The following is a 24,444-nucleotide window of genomic DNA, read 5'->3' on the forward strand; positions in this document are numbered from 1 at the left end:
AAAAGAAAGCCCCGCCAGATGCGCGTCTCTATCCAGTCCCGCCTGCACTATCATTTCGCCCAGCCGGCAGACGTGCTGCTGGCCGTCGAGGCGCTCGACCTGGCTGAACAGGTCATCGTCCAGGACGCGTTGACCATGCGGCCGGACGTCGAGCGGCGCGACGTGATTGGCGGGGGCGGCGATCAGCGCGCGAAATGGATCCATGCCGAGGGCGACCTGGAGATTGACTACACGGCCACCGTCGATGTGACGCGTATTGTGAGAGACCTGGGCGATCTTCCGGCGACGCCGCGCCATGAGCTCTCCGCGGATGTGGTGCGTTACCTGTTTCCGAGCCGGTATTGCGAGGCGGACCAGCTTGTCGGGTTTGCCATGAACACGTTTGGCGACCTGTCTGGCGGGGCCCAGGCCACCGCGATGGCGGACTGGGTGTTCGACCATCTCGACTACGTGCCGGGATCGAGTACGGGCGTCACGAGCGCGGCCGATACGTTCATGAGTCGGCAGGGCGTCTGCCGGGACTATGCCCACCTGTTCATCAGCTTTGCGAGGGCGATGGGCCTGCCCGCGAGAATGGTGTCTGTCTATGCGCCGGGGATCGAGCCGCCGGACTTCCACGCGATTGCGGATGTCTGGCTGGACGGCGCCTGGCAGCTGATCGACCCGTCACGCATGTCGGACATTGGCAATGTCGTGCGGATCGCGTCCGGCCGTGACGCGACAGACATCAGCTTCATGACGATTTTCGGCACGGCCGAGCTGAAGGAGCAGTCTGTCCACGTCACCCTGGAATGAGGGTTGCCAGCACCGCTTAAGGTGCTGGCGCGTCCGTTAGCCCGTCAGCCCGCTGCTTTCAGCGCCTGGTCGAGGTCGGCAATCAGGTCATCGGCGCCTTCGATGCCGATGGACAGGCGAACCACGTCCGGGGCGGCCCCGGCGGCGACTTGCTGCTCTTCGGTCAACTGGCGGTGGGTGGTCGATGCCGAGTGGATAACGAGTGAGCGCGTATCGCCGAGATTCGCGACATGGCTGAACAGTTTCAGGCTTTCGACGAACTTCACGCAGGCATCATATCCGCCTTTCAGCTGTACCGTGAACAGCGCGCCCGAACCCTTGGGACAGATGCGTTCGGCGCGTGCCTTGTACGGCGAAGAGTCGAGGCCGGGGTAGGTCACGGCGGCGACACTCGGATGTTTTTCCAGCCACTCAGCGATCTGTTGCGCGTTGGCGAGATGCTTCTGCATGCGCAGCGACAGGGTCTCGATGCCCATCATCGTGTAATGGGCGGCCTGTGGGTTGAGCGTCATGCCAAGGTCGCGAAGACCGATGGCGATCCCGTGGAACATGAAGGCCGCTGGCCCGAACGTCTCATGGAATTTCAGGCCGTGATAGGCTGGCTCAGGCTGCGACAGGGACGGGAACTTGTCTGAGGCCGACCAGTCGAATTTGCCGGAATCGACAATCGCCCCGCCGGTCACCGTGCCGTTGCCGGTGAGGTATTTCGTCATTGAATGAACGACCAGCGTCGCGCCATGCTCGATGGGGCGGCAGAGATATGGCGTGGCGGTCGTGTTGTCGACGATAAGAGGAAGTCCGGCCTCATCGGCGATCGGTGCAATGGCGTCGAGGTCTGTGACATAGCCGCCGGGATTGGCGATGGTCTCGCAGAAGATCGCGCGCGTATCGTCGTCGATGGCGGCCTTGACCGCATCAACATCATCAAAGTCGACAAATTTCGCCGACCAGCCGAAGCGTTTGAAGGTCTGGCTGAACTGGGTGATCGTGCCGCCATAGAGCCGCGTCGACGCGACAATATTCCGGCCCGGCGCCATGAGCGGGAAGAGCGCAAGGATCTGGGCGGCATGGCCGGAAGAGCAGCACACCGCACCCGCGCCGCCCTCAAGCGCAGCCATCCGGTTCTGCAGCGCGCCGACGGTGGGATTGGTCAGGCGCGAATAGATGTATCCGACTTCCTGCAGGCCGAAGAGGCGGGCAGCATGGTCAGCATCTTTGAAGACATAGGCGGTGGTCTGATAGATCGGCACCTGGCGCGCGCCGGTGGCCGGATCGGGCTCGGCGCCAGCATGCACTTGCAGCGTGTCGAAATCATTCATCGTCGCATCGGTCATCTATGTCTTCTCCATACTATACGGCCGTTCAATTCCGGCCTCGGCCACCTTCTGACGGGTCGAAGACAAATTTCCAAGAGATTATTGGGGTGACGGCTCGTCTCAGCCTGTCAGGCGACGCGCGCCCCGCGTGAGAAGAAGGACCGTGCCTGATCCGAGCACTGGCGCCGCAGCCGCTTGACCAGACCGGCTTGAGGATTGTCCCAAATGGTCAGGTTGAGCGGCGGGCGCAGGCCTTCGATGAGCATGGCTTCGGCGGCGCTGACATTTCCTTCGAACGGAACGCGCGCAATGTATAATTGGCCCTGCATCCATTCCGACAGGCGCTTTTCGCCGGCGGCATCGAACCGGAAGTGGGACTTGCGGCTGTAAATCGATCGACGGCTGCGCGGCTTGGGTTTGAGATCGAGCTGTTCGCTCAGCAGGGCGCCGAGGCTACGGCGCGCGGTGCAGTGACCGCTATGCCCGCATGATGGCTGGAAATGGTCACGGGCCGAAAAGCCCTTTTCAGTCTTGCCGATGTAGAGAAGCCCGTCGCGCGGGACATCGATGCCTGGTAGCTGGCTGCTGGATTTCAGGAAGATGGCGTAGAAACCGGGTCCCTGATGGTCCTTGGGATACCAGGGGCCTTTGGCCTTGTTTAGCGCTGCACGCACAGACGAAATATCCATCAGTCCCTCCGATGCTCTGAGGGGACGCTAGCAGGCGTTCGATGACATTCCCTTAGGTAGAAATGATAATTTTCATCTATTCAGGATTGCGCCCTGATTCGGTACACGCAGCGGCGGGCCCCTACGAGGATATGGTCCTCGCGGGTGACGAGGGTGTCAGTGCCGAGGGCATTCTGGAAGACGTCCAGTTCATTTGCGCAAAGGCGCTGGCAGGCTTTGGCGGCCGAGCAGATGGGGCAGTGGTTCTCGATCAGGAGCCAGTCGTCGCCGTCTTCGGCGGCAGCGGCCATATAGCCCTCGGCTGAGCGGAGTTCGGTGAGGCGCTTTACGCGCGCGCCGATATCCGTGTGCCCTGAAAGATGGGCGCGATAAGCCGCGAGTTGTGTCTCGCTATGCCTGTCGATGACCTTCGAAAGACCGTCCTCGCCGAACATGTCGCGGATCGATTCGATCATCTCCAGGGCGAGTCCCTGATGGGCGTCCGGGAAAGCGCGGGAGGCGGCGTCTGTCAGCGACCAGATCTTGGTCGGGCGGCCGCGGCCCTGCGGTTTCGAGCTTTCTTCGATGAGGCCCTCTTCGGCCAGTTCATAGAGATGCAGGCGGACGGCCATGGCGGTGACGCCAAGCGTTTCGGCAAGCGCGCTGGCAGATTGCGGACCGCCGCGCTTCAGCAGGTCGAGAACTGTATTGCGCGTTGCAGTCAGCGGCGGTGGAGAAGCGGTCTGGCTCATTTTTCTTTTTTAAAAGGGATTGCTTTCAAAAACAAGCGAGAATAAATAAAGGAAAATCTATAATAAATGGAGAAGGACAATGGTACGCCTCGAACATGCCAATCTCGTCGTCACTGATTTCGGACCGACATTGAGTTTCCTGAAGGCCGCTTTCCCGCATTGGCGCGTTCGCGGACGCGGCAAGGGAACCTGGTCGGGCAAGCCGCGAGAGTGGCTGCATTTCGGTGACGACGAGTTCTACATTGCGCTGTCGGACAATGGCGAAGGCGCACCGCGCGACCTGAAAGGGCATCAGCCGGGACTGGCGCATCTGGCTTTCGAGGTCTCGGATATCGAACGCCTGATTCAGCGGCTGGAGGCGGCCGGTCACGAGATATCCAATCCGGGTGCCCCGACCGAACACCGCCGCAATGTCTATTTCATCGACGGCAACAATATCGAGTTCGAATTTGTCGAATACTTCTCAGACGATCCAGCCGAGAAGAACCGCTATGACTGAGCGCGGACCTACAGTTCGTCGAACGTGTTGCAGCTATTGGGATCGCCGGAACGATAGCCGCGCAGGAGCCATTCCTGGCGCTGCTGTGATGAGCCATGCGTGAAGTTTTCAGGGTTCACATTGCGGCCGGCGCGTTCCTGCAGGGTGTCGTCGCCGATCGCGCTGGCCGTGCGCAGGCCTTCCTGTATGTCGCCTTCTTCCAGCGCGACGTCGCCGCCGGAGACGCGCGCGGCATTGGCCGCCCACACGCCAGCATAGCAATCTGCCTGAAGCTCGAGCGCGACGGCATACTGGTTGGCGTCTGCCTGGTTGCGGGCGCGTTGCTGCGCCTCGCGAACCTGCGTCGTAGCGCCGGTCAGTTTCTGGACGTGGTGGCCGAATTCATGCGCGATGACATAGGCCTTGGCGAAGTCAGCGCCGGACGCGCCGAGCTGGGTTTCCATCTGCTGCCAGAAGGAGAGGTCGAGATAGACGGTCTCGTCGGCGGGGCAGTAGAACGGCCCCATGGCGGACTGGCCGTAGCCGCAACCTGTATTGGTGCCCTGGGTATAGAGCACTGTGGATGGCGGGGAATAGCTGTTCATGCTGGCGGACCAGACATCATTGATGTTCGAGCCGATGACATCGACGAAGAGGCCGGCCTGGTCTTCAGGCGTGCCGACGTCGCCGCGTTCCTGCACGCCTGCGCCGCCGAAGCTGCTCGCGATCTTCTGGGTGGTTTGCGGGTCGATACCGAGAAAATAATAACCGAGAAGTCCCAGGACCAGAACGCCGAGACCGCCGCCAGCGGCCGCTGTCTTCATGCCCCGCCTGTCTTCTACCCGTCCGCTTGTGCGGCCACCCTTCCAACGCATTCTCTTCTCCTGCTTGCCTGTCCCGAACCCAAACGCGCGAGCCGGAAAGAGGATGCACGCAACCGCCTCGAATTGAAAGATCGATACGATGAATACCAACACGCCTCATGAAACATGCGAGCCTCGCCTCAGCCGGGCTGACATGATGTCAGCGATGGCATATCGATGGACGCGCATGATCGACACATTATCCATTTCGACGAGCGGCCCCGGCCTGACCGAATTCACACAGCAGGCGCGACAGTTCGTGCGCGACAGCGGGGTGAGCGAGGGGCTGCTGACGGTTTTTGTGCGCCATACATCCTGCTCGTTATTGATCCAGGAAAATGCCGACCCCGATGTGCAGACTGACCTCAACAATTTCTTCCGCCGCCTCGTGCCGCATTCTTATGACCCGTCCATGAGCTGGATCATTCATGACGCGGAAGGGCCAGACGACATGCCTGCCCATATCAAGGCGGCGCTGACGCAGACATCCATCGGCATACCTGTGAGCGGCGGCGAGATGCTGCTCGGCACCTGGCAGGGGCTTTATCTGTTCGAACACCGCGACCGGCCACATACGCGGCAGGTTGTGCTTCACATGGGTGGGTGAGACGATGAGACTGAACCAGGCCACTGTGCCCTGCACTGATTACGCGGCGAGCGTCGCCTTCTACACCACGCTTGGCCTTGTCCAGATTGTCGACAGTCCGCCGCGTTATGCGCGCTTTGAATGCCCGGCGGGGGATGGCGGCGAACCGGCGACATTTTCGCTACATCATGTCGAAGGCTGGCCGGGCGCGGATGATCCGCTGGTCTATTTCGAGGTGGACGATCTCGATGCCGAATATGAACGGCTCGTGGCGGCGGGGCTGAGCTTCATCTCGTCGCCGGTCGACCAGAGCTGGAAGTGGCGCGAGGCCTATCTGCGCGATCCGGCCGGCAACCGGGTCTGTCTCTATCAGGCCGGCGACATGCGCCGCTTTCCCCCTTGGCGCATCGACGCGTCAGTTCAGGAAAAATAGCCAGATCGCCGTGCATGAGGCGAGGCCCGCCATGATATTCATGGGCAGGCCGATCTTGATGAAATCGCTGAAGCGGTAGTTCCCGGCCGAATAAACAATCGTATTGGTCTGATAGCCGATCGGCGAGGCAAAGCTGGCGCTGGCGCCAAACATGACGGCGAGCACCAGGGCGCGGGGGTCCATGCCCAGCGATCCGGCGAGCGTGATCACAAGCGGGGTCATGATGACGGCCACAGCCGCATTGGTGATGAGCTCTGTGAGCAGCGACGTCATCGCATAGATGATGAGCAGCACGACGAAGGGGGACGCCGCCAGGAGGACTGGCGATATCGCGTCCACGATCAGGGCGAGCGCGCCTGTCTCTTCCATGCCGCGCCCGACGATCAGCATCGCAACGATCAGCGCAAGCACGCCCGCCTGCAGGGATCGCCAGGCATCATCGGTGCTGATGCAGCCGGTGACCATGACCGCGCCCACGCCAATCAGCGCCGCTACAGCGAGGGGGACGCCAAAGACCGCGCTGGCGATAATGACGCCGGCGAGGGCGCAGATTGCAATCGGGGCATGGCCGCGCCGGAAAGGCACCGCGTCGATGTCATGATCGATCAGGAGCGGCGTCGAGGTGCCGAGCGCCCGAAGCGTCCCGGCTGTGCCTTCCAGCAGAAGCGTATCGCCGGCATGGAGGCGGCAAGCGGAAAGCGTTGGCCCCGGCTGGTGGCCGGACCGTGACAGGCCGCGCACCGTGATCTGGTAGTTCGACATGTGCGAGAGCTGGGATAGCGGCCGGCCAATATTCGGGTCCGTCGCCGCGATTGTCGCTTGCGCCTGCACCGGCTCGTCCGGAATGTCCTTGCGCACGCGCAGGCCAACCTTGAAGGTCTGCCCCGTCGAAAGGGTGAGGAGTTCCTCAAGCGTGACGCGGACCGTCAGGCGGTCATTGGCTGACAATAACCGATCTTCATCGTCTGGCGCGATCAGGCGGTTGCCGCGCCGATGAGAAACGAGTTTCACGCCCTTCGCCTTGAGGGCAGGGACGTCTTCCGGCGGCAGGCCGATGACCTTGCTGTCCTCATTGGGAAAAATGTCGGTGAGGAAAAAACGCTGGCGTTCAGTGTCTTCGCCGCCTTCATCAGCCGAGGGCAGGAGCCAGCGTCCAAAGACGATCAGGAAGCTCAGACACACCACCAGGGTGAAAATGCCGACCGCCGATATTTCGAAAATGCCGAACCTTTCGAGGCCGCGCGACTGCGCGACACCGGCAACGAGCAGGTTCGATGATGTGCCGATCAGCGTCATCGTGCCGCCGAGGATCGACACGAAGGAGAGCGGGATCAGGAGCCGTTTGCGCGAGACTGAAAGCTTCTGGGAGAGCGCGATGATGACGGGCACGAGGATGACCACGACGGCGGTGTTGCTGACAAAGGCTGAGGCGACGATGGTCACCAGGCCAACCAGCGCCAGCGCGCCGAGTTTGGTCTTGTCCGCCACGGCGAGAATGCGCCCGGCAATGTACTCAAGAACGCCGGTTCGTTGCAGGGCAGCCGCGAGGATGAAGAACGCCCCGATCGCGATGGGCGCGCTGTTGGCAAATGCGCCTAGGGCGAGGTCCTCGGTGACATAGCCGAGCGCCAGGAAAGCGGCGGCCCCGGCAATTGCCGTCGCGGCGGGGTTGATCCGCTCGGCAACGAAGCTGACGAACATCGCAGCCAGAAGGAAGAGCGCAATCCATGTTGCGTTCGCGTTCAGAAAGTCGATCAAAGGGGCATCTCCGGATTGAGATATGAACGCTGTTTCGGATAGCGCGGTTGCATGGACTGCGGGTGATTGTGCAGCTGGTCGGGCATGCTGGTCACCACTCACGCCGCGACAAGCGTCAATCAGTCTTCACCTGTAGCGCCAACTATGCTTTAAGGCATAACTGTTGCGGTGCGCCATATCTCTTTACCTTGGGGAAACGAGCCCCATATAGAGTGGGCGGAAATGAGCCGCGTAAGATACAGGGAGTTGCGTTGATGCTTCTTAACATGCTCAAGGCCAAGCTTCATTCTGGCACGGTCACCCAGTGTGACCTTCATTATGAAGGGTCGGTCTCTATTGATCAGGAACTTCTGGACGCCTCCGGCATCCTTCCGAATGAGCGTGTGGACATCTGGAACGTGACCAATGGCGCACGCATCCAGACCTATGCGATTGAAGCGCCGCGTGGCTCCAAGACCATCGGCGTGAACGGCGCAGCAGCCCGTCACTTCTCTGTCGGCGACAAGGTCATCATCGCAGCATTCGCTTCAATTGAGGCCGAAAAAGCTCGCCAGCATGCGCCGACCGTGGTGCTGCTTGACGACGCCAATGAGATGAAGGCGCCAAGCGCGGCCTACTAAGTCCCGGTTTTCAGTATTCTTCAGTTTCGCTGGACGGTTCGCTCTCGGTTGAGAGCGGTGCGTCCGGATCATACCCATATTCATTATCGCCATTGCCCGCTAGCGGTGCTTCGACGACCTCTCCAGAGAGCGTAAACCACCGCTGCATCGCGGTGCACGTTGATGGCTGGAGCATCGCCGCACTGGCCGCCGCGTTAAACTGGTCGCTCGTCGCGGCCGCCCAGACGCCAGCGGCGGAGTCGGCGGCGTTGAAGCCCATCTCCGCCAGGCCGCGCTCCATGCGCGTGCAGATCAGGCGAGCGAGGTCAGCGTCAGGATAATCATTCAGGCTGGCGATACGGTCGAACAGGTCGAGCCGCGAGAAGATGTAATCATAGACGGTGAGTTCCTCGCCGATCTTGAAGGCGAGGATATCTGCGCCGACGACGCCGCGATAATCGGGCCACTGATCATATCCCTGTTCATCCGGCTGTGTGGTGCTTGTGAAGACCGACACGATGGGCGCATCGAGATAGACCGCCCAGCCGCCCAGCATTTCCCGGTCCTTGGTATTGCGAATATCCCTGGCATCGGGCAGCGCGGCAAAGACGACGAGGATCGGTTTGTCAGACCAGGATTTGATCGCCATGGAACTCATCGTCTGCTCCGTGATGGAGCGGCCAAAAAGCGTCGAGACCGAATTGTCGAGGAAGTTCGAGGCTTCCAGCATGGTCGGGGCGGTGAACGCCGTGATCAGCGAAGAGCTCGGCGCCAGCAGGCTGGCCGCATTAGTCAGGGAAGACATGACATTGGCTGTCGCACCGGAGCTTTCGCGCTCATCCGACAGCTGCATGCGCAGTTTTGCGGTGATGGTGGTGTTGGACGAGACCTTGAACCAGGGCGTGGCGTAGAGGGCGAGGCTCTGATCGGTCGACCAGCTTTCGCCCTGTTCGCGATTGGACGTGAACGAGGCCGAGAACAGCGCCTCCGTGGCTTTGACATCCGGCTTGGAGATTTCAAATTCGGCGAGGAGCGCGCGGGACACCTCTTTGGAGCCCATCATGCGCGAGAACCAGCCGCGGCTCTCATCCTTGTAGTTTCGCTGGGCAGGGGCCTCGGTATAGGCGCCCGAGGCGACGCCATCCATGTCGGTCGCCTGCTTGTCGAGCGTCACGATGCGGATCCGGGTGTAGAGATCCTCTAGCGGCAATCCCCACTGCGAGTTGGCCGCTTCCTGATCAATGGCGACATCGATGAAGGGGAGAAAGTCACGTGTGACGGTTACATTCGTAGAACCGCCAGCGGCCGGTGCGCCGCTTCCGACCATGGGAGGGCCGGGATAGTAATTGTCTGGCGTTTCGCGAGGTCGGCTCGGTATGGGTGAAGGCTCGCCAGCATAGTCATCATAATAGGGCGCCTCTTCTTCGCTGGTCGGGTAGTCTGCCTGATCGGTCTTGTCCGACGTGGTCGCGCAAGCCGCCAGGCCCGCGCACATGGCGAGCATGAAATACCGCATTGTCCCCTCCGAAGATTGATCCTCCGCTATCGGAGCCTAAACCTTCGAAGGGAACGTGGCGACATTTAATTGAGCAGACGCTTATTTACGCAGCTCGAACGTGACATTGACGTTCACCGAGTAGCCCACTTCGCCGCCCGATACCTGGGTCGAGTCTTCGGCCGATTCGGCGCGCACACTCATCATCGGCATGGGCTGGTATCCGCCGCCCGAACTCTCTGAGATCGTGACGATACGGGCCACACGATAGCCGGTCGCTTCGGCATAGAGATTGGCGCGCTGTACCGCTTTCTGGATGGCCTGGCGACGCGCTTCGTCGCGCGCTTCTGAAGGGTCATCGAGCCCAAATTGCAGGCCGGAAATCGTATTACCGCCCTGCGTGACGATGGCGTCCATCGTCGTGCCCAGATTGTCCAGATCGCGGACTTTCACCGTCAGCTGGTTGCTGGCTGTGTAGCCCGTCACGCGCGGTGGGCTGCCATCGCGATTGGAGTAGTCATAGCTCGGCTGCAGGGAGAGGTTGGACGTCTGCATGTCGCGGTTGGCAACGCCCGCCGTCTGCAGGGCCGAATACACACCGTCCATGCGCGAAGCGTTCTGCGACATGGCCTCAGAGGCGGTCTTGGCTTCGGTTTGCACACCGGCGGTAATCGTGGCGATGTCAGGCGCGCGCGAGACCTCTCCGGATGCCGAGATCTGAAGCGTGGTCTCGGGCTGGATGGAATTGGGGTGTGAGGACGGGATGGGCGCTTCGCCGGGCACGTTCACCGTGTTGGCGGGCGATTGCTGCGCCATGCTGGTACCGCAGGCGACCAGGGCACCGGCACCGGCGATGCCTGCGATCATTCTGGGGGTTGTCATTTTCATTTCTGAGCTCCTTTCAGCGTCAGGGACTTGCGCTCTTGATGTAATTCGGCCATTGCGGCGGCATCGTGTCATCTAGAAGATGATCACCGCACAATTGGTTCCAGGGCCTGTAGCTCAGTTGGTTAGAGCGGACCGCTCATAACGGTCTGGTCGGGGGTTCAAGTCCCTCCGGGCCCACCATTCGCTGCCGGTTGAGCGTCAGCTCAAAAAATCAGTCCAGTGGACTGATTTTAGGCAAGCGAATGCCCCGGCAGGGGCTATGCGGGCGTTATTCCGACTCGCCGTCATCCTTGCACCTGTCCATGCTGAAAGTCTGTAGACCGCTGCCGTCGAGCTTTGCGATTTTTGCCACGAGGGCGATGCGGTTTGCGCCGTATTCGATGCGTTGCGGGAAGTCGTGGTCCGGGTTTTCGAACACGATCGAGAGACCGGTGCGTTCGGTTTCGGTGAATTCGGTTGACGGTCCGCCATTCGGGGAGGCGATATAGACCGCGCCATCCTCTCTCTCTTCGATACGGAGCTCTTCGAAAAAGACGACGCGGTCGTCGCGTTTGCTGACGCCGTATCCGAACATCAGCTCGCCTTCTGGCTCAGACCAGACTTCCTTTGTGTCGCCATGCTCATGGGCCCAGCAACCCGACATCCAATCAAGCGGTGCGCGTGCAACGGGGCTGGCGCAGGCCGTGCTGGCGAGGATTGTCGCCGCGAATGTGAAGGCGAAGGCGAAGGCGCGGGGGGCCATCAGTCTTCTCCCCGGTTTCCGGTGTCGAACTTGTCGGTCTTTCTCTCGCCGAACAGCATGCGTTGCTCGAGGCGGGCGCGGAGCGCCGCGTAGTAGGCCTCGAGGAAGGCGACATCGTCCTCGCCTTCGCGTGTTTTCCGGCCGATCTTGTCGCGAATGCGCTCGGCAACGCGGGCCTTGATCTCCTTGGTGGACTGGCGAAGCACGTCTTCGAGAACGTGGAGTTCATGGATGCCGTACGCGTCGAGCTCGGTATCGGTGAACTGGTAGGCGGGGTCTTTCCGTGCTGGCGCAACGGATGTGATGTCCTGCTTGAGCTTGGTGCGCGGCGCATGGATCACGATTGTGCCAGCGATCAGGTCTCCCACGCGCAGCTTGTCACGATTGAACAGCGGGAAGAGCACGAAGACGCCGGCCCAGGCCACGCCCAGCAGGCGGATCCACGCGCTCACCTGATCCTCCGCTGTCATCAAAAGCAGGCTGAGCGGCAGGAAGACTTCCAGTTCCCGCATGAAGTTCCGGGCCAGGACGGCATTGGCGGTGAGGCGTCCACCATTGCGGGCTGCGACACGCAGGCCCAGGGCGCGCTTGCCCGGTGTGGCGGCTTTGCGCCCGATCTCGAAGAAGATGAAATAGAAATTGCGCAGCAGGAACACGATGACGGCGCTGACTGACCCGGCGACCATCCAGCCTTCAAAGCCCATGGATGAGAAGGCCAGTGCAATCAGCCAGACCGAGGCGATGATCATCATGATCTGAAGCGCGAAATCGAGCAGGAAGGCACCGGCGCGCTCTGACGCTGTGGCGATCTTGAGGTTCAGGGCCGCGCCTTCTGGCGTGACGAGCGGGCGGACGCGCCTGGCCTGCCGCGCCTCTTCCTTGAGGCGCAGCTCGCGCCGGCGGATGGCTTCCCGGCGGGTATCGCCGCTGATGGCGGCGTCCGCCTTGGCCTTTCGTTTTGTGCCTGCGCGCGCCATCAGCCGGCCTCTTCGCGATGTCTGCGCGGCCAGTAGAAATAGGCGAGCCAGAAGATGAGCGTCGTGATGGCGATGATGTAGCGCGTGCTATCGGCGTTGATCAGCTGGCGGCCGAAGCCTTCGAGCAGGGCGGCAATGAACAGCATGAGCACCGCCCCGATAATAACGAGCGCGGCCTCATTGCCCGCATCCCGCATCGACTGCATGCGAGACTTGGTCCCCGGAAAGGCCACCGCGCCGCCAATCATGAAGCCTGCCGCGCCCGCCAGCACGATGGCGAATAGCTCCGTAACGCCATGGATGAAGAGCCAGCCTGTCAGTTCGTAGCCGAGGCCCTTGTCCCAGAAAACCGCGTAGAAGCTGCCGAGATAGACACCATTGTAGATCAGCAGGATCGCCGTCGGCATGCCGAAACAGAAGCCGAGGGCAAAGGCGAAAATGGCAATGCCGCTATTGTGCGAGAAGAGCTGCGCGGCAAAGGCGGCGAGCATGTCGGCGATGTCTGTATTGTCGGTATAGAGCGTCGCGCGCAGGCTCTCAACGCTCGCTTCCGGATTGCGGCTGTCGAAGCCCTGATGGAAGGTCCAGTACCATTCCATGTCCTGCATGCAGAGAAAGAAGGCGAGCGCTGCGCCGCCGAACAGGCAGAGCGCGGCAAGGATGGTCGGCCACAGCGCGGCGGAGACGGACGCTGGCCAGTCGCGGCGGAAATATTGCGCGATACGACGGCCGATGCTGACCCGCGTGCCGTAGACGAAGAAATAGGCCCGCGCGCAGAGCGTCTCGAGATAGGCGAGGACGTTCTGGTCAAGAGAGATGGAGCGCGCCACGGACAAGGACGATACGGCCTGGCGGTAGAGCCGGGGCAGGGCGGTCATGTCTTCGTCAGACAGCGCCCGCACGCTGCGTTTTTCGGCGCGCGTCACGATCTTGTCGAGCCTCGCCCAGTCATCCTGGCGTTCCTCGCGGAAGCGGTAGGATTTCATCACCCGGTCGTTCACAGCAGCTCCCTCCGCTTAATGTCGAGATAGCGGGAGACCAGCTCGCTGCCGAAGCGTTCCGGCGTTGTCTCAATCACCTGCGCGCCCATGCGCTGCAGGCGGCGGAAAACGACTTCGCGTTCCTGTAGCAGCGTGTCGGCAATGACGGCGCGGCTGACATCTTCGGCGGTGTTTGGGGCGGCGTTGATCATCTGGCTCAGCGCCTCGTCCTCAAAGGTCGCGAAGACGACGAGGTGTTTGTCCAGCAGGCGGGAGACGTTTTCCAGCATCAGCTCAGCCGAGATCGTATCGACGAAATCGGTGAAGAGGATGATGAGAGAGCGGCGCTCCAGACGGCTGGCCAGCGAGGTGAGGGCGAGCGTGTAGTTCGCGTCCTCGGCTGAGTAGTCCAGCTGCGAGGCGAGCCGCTGAACGTGCGGGAAAGCGCCTGTGCCTGTGAGGATCGAGCTTTGCACGGTGGGGCGCGCATCGAAGCCGAAAATCGCGGTGCGGTCCCCCGAGCGCAGGGAGACGTAAGCCAGCAGCAAGGCCGAGTTGATCGCCCGGTCGAGCTTCGGAACGCCGCCCAGCGGTTCGCTCATCAGGCGGCCTGTGTCGAAGGCAAAGACGATATTGTGGTTGCGCTCTGTGCGGAATTCCTTGGCCAGCAGCATGCGGTGGCGAGCCGAGTGCTTCCAGTCGATGGCGCGGCGGTCCATGCCGGAGACGAATTCGCGGAGGGCATCGAATTCAGAGCCGTCGCCGCGGTCCATCTGGACCTTGATGCCGAAATCGGCGTCGCGCTGATAAATGCGAACCGCTTCTTCTTTCACCCAGCGCGTGTTCGGCGTGATGGCGATGTCCTGCTCGAGCGGTTTGACGTTCCGGATGGAGACCAGGCCGAGCGGCCCAGTCCACCGCGCCCAGACACGCTCCAGCCGGCCTGTGCCGCGACGGATCGGCTTGAGGGTGAAGTCAGCGGTGTGCGCGCGGTTCTGCCAGCCCTTGATAATCTTGCGGCGCGGCGAGGCGATGAGGTCATTGGTTTCAAGCTGGACCTCCATCCGGGACGGGAGCGGACCTGCCGGGAAGGTAAATGTCACCGGGACCGGATCCTCACCAGACATGTAGAGCAGGACCGGCGTATCGGGCTCGATCTCGAGCTGATAGGCGCGCGCCGCCATGACGAGGTCAACGAACATCAGCGCTGCCACGGCGGCGATCCAGCCTGCCGAGAGCGTCCACCATCCCGGCGCGACGATGGCGATAACAAGCAGGAGCGGAACCCCCACCAGCATCAGCCATATGGATCGGAGCGTCGGGGCTATCATGGAGTGCCCCCTCCGCCTGCCGGCACCTCCCCCGCAGGCGGGGGAGGAAAACCTGGTGGCTTGGTCCGGTCTTCCCCCGCTTGCGGGGGAAGTGGCCGCGAAGCGGTCGATGGGGGCTCAGAAGGATTGGTCCAGAAGCGCAATTCTGATCGCTTCGAGAACGCCATCGATATTGTCGTAGACTTCTGAGTTCCATGTGCGGACGATCTGCCAGCCTTCTCTGCAGAGCCAGGTCGACCTTCGGCGGTCTGAAGCCTGTTCGTCTTCAGTGCTGTGCGTTGCGCCATCCACTTCAACGATGAGCTTTGCTTCGATACAGGCAAAGTCGACGATGAACGGGCCAATCGGATGTTGGCGGCGAAATCTGAAGCCCTCAATCTGTTGCCGTCTAAGCCGTGCCCAGAGGCGAGTTTCTGCGGCGGTGAGCGTTTTTCGCAGGTGGCGCGCGTGCTTGGTCTTGGAGTCTTTGCGCATGTTAAGCTCCCACTTGCGCACGTAACGCCCATTCCCCCTCCGTCAGCTGCGCTGACACCTCCCCCGTGAACGGGGGAGGAAAGAGTCTCAGATCGGAGCGTCGGGGCGATCATCTTGGAGCAGCGGTTCTTTCGATGAGGCCGGCGAGGGTTTCGTCGGTTGTGCGCCCTTCGATCTCGGCGGCTGGCGACAGGATCACGCGATGACGCAGCGTGGCCGGGGCGAGGAGCTTTACGTCGTCGGGAATGACGAAGTCACGACCGTCCAGCGCGGCGCGGGCGCGCGACGCCGCCGCAATCGCAGCCGCCGCGCGGGGGCTGGCGCCGGTTTCCAGCGCCGGTGTTTCGCGTGTACCGCGCACGATATCGACAATATAGGCGACGATGTCGTCCTTGAGCTTGACCTGCGAGACCGCATCATTTGCAGCTTGCAGCGCATCTGCCGTGACAGCCGACTGCACGCCAAAGGCGGCCGGCGTTTTCATGCCGGTGCGGCTGCCATGGCCTGCAACGATGGTGAGCTCTTCCTCGCGGCTTGGATAGTCGAGTACGTGCTTGAAGAGAAAGCGGTCAAGCTGGGCTTCCGGGAGCGGATAGGTACCTTGCTGCTCGATCGGGTTCTGCGTGGCGATGACCATGAAGTGATCGTTCAGCTTGTGCGGCGTGCCGTCGATGGTGACCTTGCGCTCCTGCATGGCCTCGAGGAGGGCGGCCTGTGTCTTCGGCGGTGTGCGGTTGATCTCGTCGGCGAGCAGGATGTCGGTGAAGATCGGGCCCTTTGTGAGCGAGAATTCATTCGTCTGGAAATTGAAGAGGTTGGTGCCGATCACATCGCCTGGCATCAGGTCCGGCGTGAACTGGATGCGGCCAAAGTCGAGGTCGATTGCGGCGGCGAAGCACTGGGTGAGCAGCGTCTTTGCCGTGCCGGGAGGCCCTTCGAGCAGGATGTGGCCGGATGAAAAGAGCGCGGTCAGCATCAGATCGACCGTGTCAGTCTGCCCGATGACGGCCTTGGCGACTTCGCCCCTGATCTTGTCGGCCAGCGTCTGAATGTCAGTCATTGCCATGCGTGATCTCCTTTCGCCAATGCCAGAGGGCACGGGCCTTGTGTCTCAAGTCTTCGCGGGAAGCGGCCGGTTTGGATAGCTCATGTCCGGTGCCGCTCCATGTCGTGTCCATCTCCTGCTGCTGTGCCATGCGGTCGAGCAGGTTCGATATGTCTTCTTCGCTGAGCGTCTTTGGCAGGCCGAGCTCCTTGATGAGCGCGCGCCGTGTCAGCGAGAGATAGCCTGGCGCCATGCGCGGTTCGCGCTTGGCCATGGTGATCAGGCCGGCTGAATTGTCAGCGAGCGCCTGCTTGCCCGGCGCGAAGGGCGCCGCTTCGCGCTCTGGCGCGCCGAAACGGATCGATGCGGCCCAGCCGATCAGCCCCATCGTCGCCAGCGCGATGAGCGTCGCGCCCAGGAAGGGAATGTCGAGTATTGTTTTCAGAAGGCTGCGCGAGCGTTCGAAGCCATGGATGGTCGCGTCAAACACGACAGTCTGGTCTGGTCCCCGACCAATATAGTCGATGATCGAAAGGCCGGTGACGGCGTTCTCAAGACGTGCAATCCCGAAATTGTTGAACACGTCCGGATCTGACAGGAGGTAGATCTCTTCGCCTGGCAGTTTGGCGAGAAGCAACCCGCCGGGAATGCTGATAATGTCTTCAAGCTCGGAGGATCTCACCACCTGCATGTCGTGATCGAAATCCGGCGCAACCTTGCCGAAAGGTGTCGCCAGCTTGCCGGGGTTTCTGAGGCGCACGAGCGACGCATCCTCTTCGACAAGGCCGAGCATGGCGTCCACGGTTTTCTTGTCGGCGAGGCGTGTGTCCAGTTCGAACGCCTGTCGGGCGGGGTTGGCTATATAACGCCACTTCGGCAGGACGATCAGCGCCGGCGGAGCGATTTCGTCGATATTGAATTCGCGGCCATAGAGCGGCATGGTGATGATCAGCAGACGGCCATTGCTTCGCTCCATATTATCGCGAAGGCGCGAGACGCTGACCGTGCGTCCTTCAGCCTCCAGCATGTCGATGAGGCCAGCATAGCCACTGGCCGAGCGCGAATAGGGCGTCGCGCCGGGCCGGTCTCGGCTGGCGAGCTCTGGAGACCAAGCCATCAGCGACAGAACCGCCGCGAAGGAGACAAGCCCGATTGCGAGCAGGATCAGCACGACGCGGCCAGAAAATGGATTGGCGGCTTGGGGCAGGCGTTCACTCATGCGGTCGCCTCGCCAAAGGCAAAGTCCTCATAGGACTGGCGGGCCTGCTTCCAGCCGGACTCGTCGACCGGGCGGCCACCAAAGAAGCTGGTCTCCACAATGCGGATGATGGGTGAGAGCGCGCGGCGGGCGGCTTGCGAGAGGTCTGACAATGACTGGATCTCGCGAGCGGTCAGCGATGCTGGAACGCCGCCCGAGCGCTTTTTCTGGAGGTCATCGATTGAGCGGAAGAGGAGCAGGTGGACGGCTTCAGCAAAGCGGCCCTGACGGGCAAGCGCATCGGCTTCATCCAGCAGGGCGACAGCCTGGGTCTGTGTCGGGCGCTGGTCATCAATCTCGGAAACGTCCGGCCCGTCTTTCGCTTTTTTGCGATTGAAGCGAAGGCCGGCGGCATCGCCGAACATGTACCAGAGCGCATACAGGATGGCGCCGACAATCACGGCGATCATCAGGTATTTGAGCAGGGGGCCTATGATGCGGAAGAGCCATCCGAAAAAGTCCGCGATGGCATCGAGAAACGCATTGCGCTTGCGTGGTTCGAACTCCTCTACTTCCGGTTCCCATTCGGAGCGTTCGGTCTGCAGCCTGTCATTTGCGGTGTGCGCTTCGACGAGCTGTTCGACGCGTGAGCGCTCTACGGAGACCTCCTTGTCATCAGACTGCGCATGCGCAGGGTGAGACGCCATGGCGGCCAGCGCGAGGACCCAGGCGATCATGATCGTCCGGACAGCAATCGTCACGCAGCAGCCTCCTCTCATCGACCGGCACTCCGGTCACCCAACCCTCTGATCATGACTATTTCAGAGCAGCAGCGCGGCGTCCATAAGGCTCTTGCGAAGTAATGGTCCTATCGGCATATGAGCCGCTTGCTGCTGCGGAGGACACAGATGACGCACGCCGAACAATATCGCGAGCTGAAATCGGAGATTGAGAGCATTGTCGCAGGCGAAACTTATGTGCCTGCGCGCTACGCGTCGGCCGCTTGCCTGCTGGCTGAAGCCTTCCGTCCGCGCTTTTTCTGGACCGGGTTTTACGTCGTCGACCCTGAGAAGGCCGACGAACTTGTGGTCGGGCCGTATCAGGGCACGCTAGGATGTCTTCGAATTCCGTTTGGCAAGGGCGTCTGCGGGGCCTGCGCGGCGACGGGAGAGACACAGCTTGTCGCGGATGTGCACGCGTTTCCTGGACACATTGCGTGCGACAGCCGGTCCAACTCCGAAATCGTCGTGCCGGTCTTCGACGGCGAGGGGAATCTCGCCGCCGTCCTTGATGTCGACTCCACCGATCATGATGCCTTCGATGAGGTCGACCGCGAGGGCCTCGAAGCGATCTGCCGGATCCTGCTGACGGCTTAGTCGGCCGCCATCACTGGCTGAGGCTTCGTGGCGCACGGCGTGCCGTACATGCCGCCCTGATTGATGCAGAAGAATTTGTCATCGGTGCTGACGGGCTGCGGCCGGTCATGCTTGTTGTCGCCGATATAGGCGACAACCTCGACGCCGGGATAGCCTTGCGCGGCGAGCATGGCGGGCACCAGTTCGAAGCGCGGGGTCTTGTCGGAGGCGCCTTCCGGGCGGGCGCGGGTCAGCAGGACGCGGAAATCTTCATGACGCTCAAGTCCGACAGCGGCGAGGTTCTCCTCGGTCCAGAGCTGCTCGGTATCGGCGCGGTTCGTCACCAGCGCGACATGCCCGCCCAGCGCGTTTACCCGCTCGATGAATTGCTTGGCGCCCGGCACGAGCGGCGCTGATTTTTCAGCGGTCCAGGCGTGCCAGCCTTCCGGGGTATATTCTTCGCCGGTCGCTTCGAGTCTGATCTGGTATTCGACGTTGTTCAGCACGGTCTCATCGATATCGAGGACGACCGCCCAACTGTTTTCAGGCCGTTCGGCAGCGACGGTTTCCACATAGTCGCCAGCAAGGCCGAACATCTCTTCAGCCTCTGAAGCCCATTCCGGGCTGTTGGCGACCCAGTCGAGGGCCGGGCTGAGGTCTGCCGTGGTGGTGGCAGGAACACTCTGACAGGCGGCGATGGCGAGGGCGGTGAACAGACCGGCAGCGGCCTGAGACATGCGTTTCATGGATGTGGTTCCCCGTTTCAGATCGGCTTGGCGGAGTCGGGCTCCTGCTTGTGCCAGTCAATCTGCTCCATGAAGGTCCGGACTTCCAGTGCGAACCAGTGCAATGTGTCGAGGAAATTGTCCCGGGTGACGCCATGCACGAGGTTTACCGAGAATTCGACAAGCGGATCGCCATCACCGTCGAGATAGGCCTTGGAGAGCTTCTCGCGATTCCAGTCGCCGAAGATGGCAGGATCCTGCGGTGTATCGAAGTCGAAGCCTGACATGAAGGTGATCACTTCGCAGGCCGTAAAATCGGGCGCGCAGGCCTGGAAATGAAGCCAGAAGTCCACCTCTCCGGTCGTGGACTGGATCTGGACAGCGCCAGACTCCTGCTTGGAGAGGATGGGATTGAAGCCCTCTTCGGCGAGGATGGTCGCGATGGCCATCGGGTCGGTGGCATCAATCAGGTCGACGGATTGGCTTTTTGGCGCTGCCAGTTCGGCGGCATCCTCCGCATTTGCCACGCAAGGTGCCGACATTAATGCCAGTCCCAGCGCGCAGGTGATCAATCTGTTGAGTTTCATCGAGGCCGATCCCGCAGAACAGTTTCGGATGCTCGCAAAGCCTTGGCGTTGCGGCAAATTACAAACTGCTCAGCTATCCGGGCGTGTCTCGATCAGGTCCTGATGCAGGAGGCCGGCGGCGCGGTGGCGGTGCGCGTCCTGATAGCGGGGGTCTGATGTCATGGCGAGGAAGTGTTTGCGCGAGGGGTAGCGCACGACCAGCACCTTGTCCCAGTCGCCATCGCCAATGAACATGCCGGCGACCGGGCCGTCATAAACGATTTCGAGCCCGATCTGGGGTTCGGCGCTGAACATGAAGAGCGCATCATTATAGCGCCAATAGGCCTCGGCCCCGGTAATCGGCTCGCCATATTCCGGATCATCCGGCTGGTACTCTGCGCGTGTCTTGAACTTCAGAAGGTTCACCATGACGATCGGGCCGTCATGGACGTCCTTGGCGAACCGGCGCATCTGGTCAGTTGTCGGCTGCATGGCTGGCATGGCGGTCTCCTCGCTTGGCTTGCGTATTCAGCAGAGACAGGTCTGCTAGACAACCTCATCCCATTTGCGGCTCAGCCGGTTGGCGGCGTTGATGATGCCGACCATGGAATAGGTCTGCGGGAAGTTGCCCCAGAGCTCGCCATTTGATGTGTCGATGTCTTCCGACAGCAATCCAAGACGCGTGCGATGCGCGAGGACGTCTTCGAACATGGCCCGCGCTTCGTCGATCCGGCCGATACGCGCGAGCGCATCAATGTGCCAGAACGTGCAAGCGGTGAAGGCGGTTTTCGGCAGGCCGAAATCATCCTCAATCTTGTAGCGGAAGACGTGATAGCCATCGCGCAGTTCTTCATCGATGCGCTCGACTGTCTTGATGAAACGCTCATCCTTGGCGTCGATAAAGCCGATTTCGGCCATGAGCAGGACGGACGCATCAAGGGCCTCTTCGCCAAACGCGCCGGTAAAGGCCTGCCGCTTCTCACTCCACGCTTTCTCAAGAACGCCTTCGCGGATCGTGTCTGCCTTTTCGTTCCAGTAGTCGGCGCGTTCATTCATGCCGAGGCAGACAGCAATCCGGGCCAGCCGATCGCAAGCGGCCCAGCACATGATCGCCGAAGAGGTATGAACGTGCGCAATGCCGCGAAACTCCCAGATGCCGGCGTCGGGCGTATTCCACACGGCGAAGGCCCGCTCTCCGACGCCTTCAAAATGGGCAAATTCGAGCGGTCCAGCCTTGGCGAACAGGCGGTCATCGAAGAAGGCCTGGCTCGCGCCGAGAATGACATGGCCGTACACATCGTGCTGGATGTGCTCGGCCGCCTGGTTGCCAAACCGGACCGGATTATGATCGCGATAGCCCGGCAGCGCATGGGCAATCTGTTCGGTGAGATCGTGTTCCAGCGAGATGCCGTAGACTGGCTGGATATGCCCGCCATTGGTATGGGCGACCGTGTTGCGCAGATAGGCGAGGTAGTGTTCCAGCGTGCCAACTGCGGACAGGCGGTTGAGGGCGGTCACCGTGAAGTAGGCGTCGCGCAGCCAGCAGAAGCGATAGTCCCAGTTGCGCTGAGAGCCCTCATGTTCGGGTATGCTGGTGGTGAGAGCCGCAACGATGCCGCCTGTTTCCTCATAGACGCAGAGTTTCAGCGTAATCGCGGCGCGGATGACGGCGTCCTGCCAGTCTGGCGGCGTATCAAGCCGGCGGGTCCACGACATCCAGTGATCGGACGTTCGCTCCAGCCATTCCAGCGCGATGACGCCGACACGGTCAGACAGGCTTTCATCCGGGCCGAGAAGGAAGCTCAGCTCGCGGTCGAGAACGAAGTCGCGCCCGTCCATCACGTAGGACACAGGCGCGTCGGTCGTGACGCGAAAGCCGGCCTGCTCGTCGAGGAAGCTCATATGATTGACGCCGCGGCGGACCACCATGTTGTATTCGCCGCGCTGGCTCTGTGCGAAAAGCTCGACGCGGATGGTCGGCATGCCTTTCAGGGGCGTGATGCGGCGGACCATGGAGGAGGGGCGGAACATGCGGCCCTTGTCCATGAAGCGCGGGCAGAAGTCGGTAATCTTGACGGCAGACCCGTCTTCCGCTTCCAGAACGGTTTCAATGATCGCCGTATTGCGTTGATAAGTCTGCGTACTTTTAACGTGGCCCTTGAGGCTGACGGCAAACTGGCCGCGCCCGCCAAGCAGCTTGTTGAAGACAGGCTCGGCGTCGAAGCGTGGCAGGCAAAGCCAGGTGCACGTGCCATGCTCATCAATCAGGCCTGCGACCGTACCATTGCCGATGATGCCGAGTTCAAGATTGGTCATTCTTGCCCCTGTTCGCTGAGCCAGTCGGCCACGCCTTTCGGAGAGTCCAGCCGGTGCTGTGCTTCGGTTGGACCGTCGCCAACCTTGATCGATGTGCCGCCAAGCCTGTTGGCGGCGGAGAATGCGTCTTCGTCAGTGGTGTCGTCGCCAACCATGATGGGGCTGTGCCCGGCGAAGGGCGGCTGTTGCATCAGCCACTCGAGCGCGCGGCCTTTATTGGCGTGGATGGGCTTTGCCTCGATCACCATCTTGCCGGCCTGGACCTTGTAGTCCGGCTGGACATTCACGGTGTCGGTCAGACGCGCCAGAAGCATATCTCCAAGATCAGGCGCCTGCCGGTAGTGAACAGCAATCACTGGTCCTTTATGCTCAATGCGCACGCCGTCGAGGCCGCGCACAACCATCTCGATGGCATTGCTGAGCGGGCGTGGGGCCGTCGTGCCCGACGGGGCTGGCGTTTCGCCCGGCTTGCAGATTTCAAGGCCGTGTCCGCCCGCCCGCCAATGCGACGTCGGCACACGCGATGAGAGGTCGCGAATATCGCGGCCGCTTATAATGCAGATCGCTTCGAATTTGGGTTGTAGCCGGGTTAGTGCGGCGAGGGTTTCGGCTGGCATGGCGACCGTGTCAGGATCATCCTGAATAGGTGCGAGGGTTCCGTCGAAGTCGAGGAAGAGCGCTGAATTGCTCGTCAGGCGCGGCAGATTTTTCATAGGCAGGCTCAAGCAGATTCCACGCCAAGATCACGCAGGAATTTCTCCCGCCACCACGAGATGTCCTGTTCAACGACGGTTTTGCGAAGCTTCTCCCACCGTTCCTGGCGTTCTTCCAGCGGCATTGTGAGCGCCTTGTTCAGCACTTCTGCGACGCGATAGGTGTCGTGCGGATTGACGATCAGCGTATCGGACAGCTGTTCGGCTGCGCCTGCAAATTCCGACAAAATGAGCACGCCCGGATCATCCGGATCCTGCGCCATGACGAACTCCTTGGCTACGAGGTTCATGCCGTCACGCAGCGGCGTGACGAGGCAGGCGCGGGCGATCCGGTAGAGCCCTGCCAGTTCGCGGCGTTCATAGGAACGGGCGAGATAGCGGATAGGGATCCAGTCGAGGTCGCCATAGTCACCATTGATGCGCCCGGCGAGGCCGTCCAGCTGTGTGCGCAGGTCGCGATACTCTTCGACCTTGGACCGCGACGGCGGCGCGATCTGCGTGAACGAGACCTTGCCTCGCATCTTGGGGAAATGGTCGAACAGTTCGCCGACGGCCTCAAACCGCTGCGGCAGGCCCTTCGAATAGTCCATCCGGTCAACGCCGAGGACGAGCTGGCGCCCGCCGAGGAATTTACCGATGCGGGACGCCGCCGTGTTGGCGACTTCGCTTATGGCGCCTTTCGCGAAGGATTCCGCTTCAATGCCGATCGGGTAGGCATTCGCACGAATACGGCGGCCGAATACGCTGATCCAGCCATCACCTTCATCCGTGGCGTCGCAGTTCTCTACGAGATAGCGAACGAAGTTTCCCCGGTCCGTTTTCGACTGGAAACCCAGCACGCTGAACTGGCTCATCGCGCGGGCGATCGTGTCGTGCTCTGGCAGCGTCTTGAAGATTTCAGGCGCAGGAAACGGGATGTGCAGGAAAAAACCGATCGGGCCCGTCCAGCCGCTCTGGCGCAGATAGTCGCCCATGAGCAGGAAATGGTAGTCATGTACCCAGACACTGTCGCCTTCTTTCAGGCGCGGTGCGACCAGGCTCGAAATGCGGGCATTTACGCCAGCATAGGCGGCGAAGTCGGGATTGGCGAAATGGGCAAGATCGACCCGGTAGTGGAAGATCGGCCAGATGACGCGGTTGGCATATTGCAGGTAGTAGCCGTCATGTTCTTCCTCAGTGAGGTCGGTAACGACGAATTCGACGCCCTCATCGGTGAAGACTTCCGGCTCGGCGGGGACTTCATCAGAGATGTTGCCAGACCAGCCAACCCACATGCCGCCCGTTGATTTCAGTGATTCCCACACAGCAACGGCGAGACCGCCGGCGCGGGCGCTCGCATCGGCGGCGGTGCGGTTCGAAATCGCGATCAGTCTTCCCATCGCTTACCTAGT

At 61.4% G+C, this 24,444-nt stretch carries 27 protein-coding genes and 1 tRNA gene; 7 read left to right on the forward strand and 21 right to left on the reverse strand.

What is annotated here, in order from left to right; genetic code table 11:
• Positions 1-18: 18 nt before the first annotated feature.
• Entirely contained in the window at positions 19-795 is a 777-nt protein-coding gene (locus WNY37_RS07165; protein WP_342972781.1) for a transglutaminase family protein, read from the forward strand.
• 44 nt (positions 796-839) lie between these two features.
• Here WNY37_RS07165 and WNY37_RS07170 read toward each other — a convergent pair whose 3' ends face one another.
• The 3 genes from WNY37_RS07170 to WNY37_RS07180 form a co-directional block, all read right to left on the reverse strand.
• A complete protein-coding gene (locus WNY37_RS07170; RefSeq protein ID WP_342972782.1) occupies positions 840-2,129 on the reverse strand; it encodes an O-acetylhomoserine aminocarboxypropyltransferase/cysteine synthase family protein in 1,290 nt (429 codons plus the stop codon).
• A 110-nt stretch (positions 2,130-2,239) separates the two neighbouring features.
• On the reverse strand, positions 2,240-2,800 hold the full coding sequence (locus tag WNY37_RS07175) for a GIY-YIG nuclease family protein (protein ID WP_342972783.1): 561 nt from the start codon (positions 2,798-2,800) through the stop codon (positions 2,240-2,242).
• Between the two features lie 80 nt (positions 2,801-2,880).
• A complete protein-coding gene (locus WNY37_RS07180; RefSeq protein WP_342972784.1) occupies positions 2,881-3,531 on the reverse strand; it encodes a metalloregulator ArsR/SmtB family transcription factor in 651 nt (216 codons plus the stop codon).
• A gap of 79 nt (positions 3,532-3,610) precedes the next feature.
• Between WNY37_RS07180 and WNY37_RS07185 the strand changes: the two genes are divergently transcribed.
• Positions 3,611-4,030: a VOC family protein gene (locus WNY37_RS07185; protein ID WP_342972785.1), complete on the forward strand. Its 420-nt coding sequence runs from the start codon at positions 3,611-3,613 to the stop codon at positions 4,028-4,030.
• An 8-nt stretch (positions 4,031-4,038) separates the two neighbouring features.
• Here the strand turns inward: WNY37_RS07185 and WNY37_RS07190 are convergent, their stop codons facing one another.
• Positions 4,039-4,884 carry a neutral zinc metallopeptidase gene (locus tag WNY37_RS07190; RefSeq protein ID WP_342972786.1) on the reverse strand — a complete coding sequence of 282 codons (846 nt, stop codon included), beginning with the start codon at positions 4,882-4,884 and terminating at the stop codon, positions 4,039-4,041.
• Between the two features lie 175 nt (positions 4,885-5,059).
• Between WNY37_RS07190 and WNY37_RS07195 the strand changes: the two genes are divergently transcribed.
• Positions 5,060-5,479, forward strand: coding sequence for a secondary thiamine-phosphate synthase enzyme YjbQ (locus WNY37_RS07195; protein ID WP_342974877.1), 420 nt, complete (start codon positions 5,060-5,062; stop codon positions 5,477-5,479).
• A 4-nt stretch (positions 5,480-5,483) separates the two neighbouring features.
• A complete protein-coding gene (locus tag WNY37_RS07200) occupies positions 5,484-5,891 on the forward strand; it encodes a VOC family protein (RefSeq protein WP_342972787.1) in 408 nt (135 codons plus the stop codon).
• On the opposite strand, the gene WNY37_RS07205 is transcribed toward WNY37_RS07200, so the two are convergent.
• Positions 5,874-7,649: an SLC13 family permease gene (locus WNY37_RS07205; protein WP_342972788.1), complete on the reverse strand. Its 1,776-nt coding sequence runs from the start codon at positions 7,647-7,649 to the stop codon at positions 5,874-5,876. The genes WNY37_RS07200 and WNY37_RS07205 overlap by 18 nt on opposite strands.
• Positions 7,650-7,903: 254 nt before the next feature.
• Between WNY37_RS07205 and panD the strand changes: the two genes are divergently transcribed.
• Entirely contained in the window at positions 7,904-8,269 is a 366-nt protein-coding gene (gene panD, locus WNY37_RS07210) for an aspartate 1-decarboxylase (protein WP_342972789.1), read from the forward strand.
• A gap of 10 nt (positions 8,270-8,279) precedes the next feature.
• On the opposite strand, the gene WNY37_RS07215 is transcribed toward panD, so the two are convergent.
• Together WNY37_RS07215 and WNY37_RS07220 are read right to left on the reverse strand one after the other, a co-directional pair.
• Positions 8,280-9,764, reverse strand: coding sequence for a hypothetical protein (locus tag WNY37_RS07215; protein WP_342972790.1), 1,485 nt, complete (start codon positions 9,762-9,764; stop codon positions 8,280-8,282).
• Positions 9,765-9,845: 81 nt separating this feature from the next.
• On the reverse strand, positions 9,846-10,631 hold the full coding sequence (locus WNY37_RS07220) for an SIMPL domain-containing protein (RefSeq protein ID WP_342972791.1): 786 nt from the start codon (positions 10,629-10,631) through the stop codon (positions 9,846-9,848).
• Positions 10,632-10,734: 103 nt separating this feature from the next.
• On the opposite strand from WNY37_RS07220, the gene WNY37_RS07225 reads away from it, so the two are divergent.
• Positions 10,735-10,811 (forward strand) — tRNA-Ile (locus tag WNY37_RS07225).
• 88 nt (positions 10,812-10,899) lie between these two features.
• On the opposite strand, the gene WNY37_RS07230 is transcribed toward WNY37_RS07225, so the two are convergent.
• The 8 genes from WNY37_RS07230 to WNY37_RS07265 all read right to left on the reverse strand — a co-directional run bounded on the left by WNY37_RS07230 (position 10,900) and on the right by WNY37_RS07265 (position 18,139).
• Entirely contained in the window at positions 10,900-11,373 is a 474-nt protein-coding gene (locus WNY37_RS07230; protein WP_342972792.1) for a DUF6265 family protein, read from the reverse strand.
• Positions 11,373-12,350, reverse strand: a complete 978-nt coding sequence (locus tag WNY37_RS07235) for an RDD family protein (RefSeq protein ID WP_342972793.1) — start codon at positions 12,348-12,350, stop codon at positions 11,373-11,375. The genes WNY37_RS07230 and WNY37_RS07235 overlap by 1 nt, the downstream gene beginning before the upstream one ends.
• The gene (locus tag WNY37_RS07240) at positions 12,350-13,351 is read right to left on the reverse strand and encodes a stage II sporulation protein M (RefSeq protein WP_342972794.1); all 1,002 of its coding nucleotides are present in this window, start codon (positions 13,349-13,351) and stop codon (positions 12,350-12,352) included. Before WNY37_RS07240 ends, WNY37_RS07235 begins: the two co-directional genes overlap by 1 nt.
• A complete protein-coding gene (locus tag WNY37_RS07245) occupies positions 13,348-14,661 on the reverse strand; it encodes a DUF58 domain-containing protein (RefSeq protein WP_342972795.1) in 1,314 nt (437 codons plus the stop codon). The genes WNY37_RS07240 and WNY37_RS07245 overlap by 4 nt, the downstream gene beginning before the upstream one ends.
• Before the next feature lie 117 nt (positions 14,662-14,778).
• Positions 14,779-15,135, reverse strand: a complete 357-nt coding sequence (locus tag WNY37_RS07250) for an endonuclease domain-containing protein (RefSeq protein ID WP_342972796.1) — start codon at positions 15,133-15,135, stop codon at positions 14,779-14,781.
• A 109-nt stretch (positions 15,136-15,244) separates the two neighbouring features.
• Entirely contained in the window at positions 15,245-16,201 is a 957-nt protein-coding gene (locus WNY37_RS07255; protein WP_342972797.1) for a MoxR family ATPase, read from the reverse strand.
• Entirely contained in the window at positions 16,188-17,399 is a 1,212-nt protein-coding gene (locus WNY37_RS07260; RefSeq protein ID WP_342972798.1) for a DUF4350 domain-containing protein, read from the reverse strand. Before WNY37_RS07260 ends, WNY37_RS07255 begins: the two co-directional genes overlap by 14 nt.
• A complete protein-coding gene (locus WNY37_RS07265) occupies positions 17,396-18,139 on the reverse strand; it encodes a hypothetical protein (RefSeq protein WP_342972799.1) in 744 nt (247 codons plus the stop codon). Before WNY37_RS07265 ends, WNY37_RS07260 begins: the two co-directional genes overlap by 4 nt.
• Positions 18,140-18,286: 147 nt before the next feature.
• Between WNY37_RS07265 and WNY37_RS07270 the strand changes: the two genes are divergently transcribed.
• Positions 18,287-18,754, forward strand: coding sequence for a GAF domain-containing protein (locus WNY37_RS07270; protein ID WP_342972800.1), 468 nt, complete (start codon positions 18,287-18,289; stop codon positions 18,752-18,754).
• Here WNY37_RS07270 and WNY37_RS07275 read toward each other — a convergent pair.
• The 6 genes from WNY37_RS07275 to WNY37_RS07300 all read right to left on the reverse strand — a co-directional run bounded on the left by WNY37_RS07275 (position 18,751) and on the right by WNY37_RS07300 (position 24,432).
• A complete protein-coding gene (locus WNY37_RS07275) occupies positions 18,751-19,479 on the reverse strand; it encodes an HAD family acid phosphatase (protein ID WP_342972801.1) in 729 nt (242 codons plus the stop codon). The genes WNY37_RS07270 and WNY37_RS07275 overlap by 4 nt on opposite strands.
• Positions 19,480-19,496: 17 nt before the next feature.
• Complete coding sequence (locus WNY37_RS07280; protein WP_342972802.1) at positions 19,497-20,045, reverse strand: YbjN domain-containing protein; 549 nt, start codon at positions 20,043-20,045, stop codon at positions 19,497-19,499.
• Between the two features lie 69 nt (positions 20,046-20,114).
• On the reverse strand, positions 20,115-20,525 hold the full coding sequence (locus WNY37_RS07285; protein WP_342972803.1) for a DUF1330 domain-containing protein: 411 nt from the start codon (positions 20,523-20,525) through the stop codon (positions 20,115-20,117).
• A 45-nt stretch (positions 20,526-20,570) separates the two neighbouring features.
• Entirely contained in the window at positions 20,571-22,340 is a 1,770-nt protein-coding gene (locus tag WNY37_RS07290) for a glycoside hydrolase family 15 protein (protein ID WP_342972804.1), read from the reverse strand.
• A complete protein-coding gene (gene otsB, locus WNY37_RS07295; RefSeq protein ID WP_342972805.1) occupies positions 22,337-23,053 on the reverse strand; it encodes a trehalose-phosphatase in 717 nt (238 codons plus the stop codon). Before otsB ends, WNY37_RS07290 begins: the two co-directional genes overlap by 4 nt.
• An 8-nt stretch (positions 23,054-23,061) precedes the next feature.
• Entirely contained in the window at positions 23,062-24,432 is a 1,371-nt protein-coding gene (locus WNY37_RS07300) for a trehalose-6-phosphate synthase (protein ID WP_342972806.1), read from the reverse strand.
• Positions 24,433-24,444 lie beyond the last annotated feature (12 nt).

Origin of the sequence: Henriciella sp. AS95 (assembly GCF_038900055.1) — a bacterium.
Classification (GTDB): Bacteria; Pseudomonadota; Alphaproteobacteria; order Caulobacterales; family Hyphomonadaceae; genus Henriciella.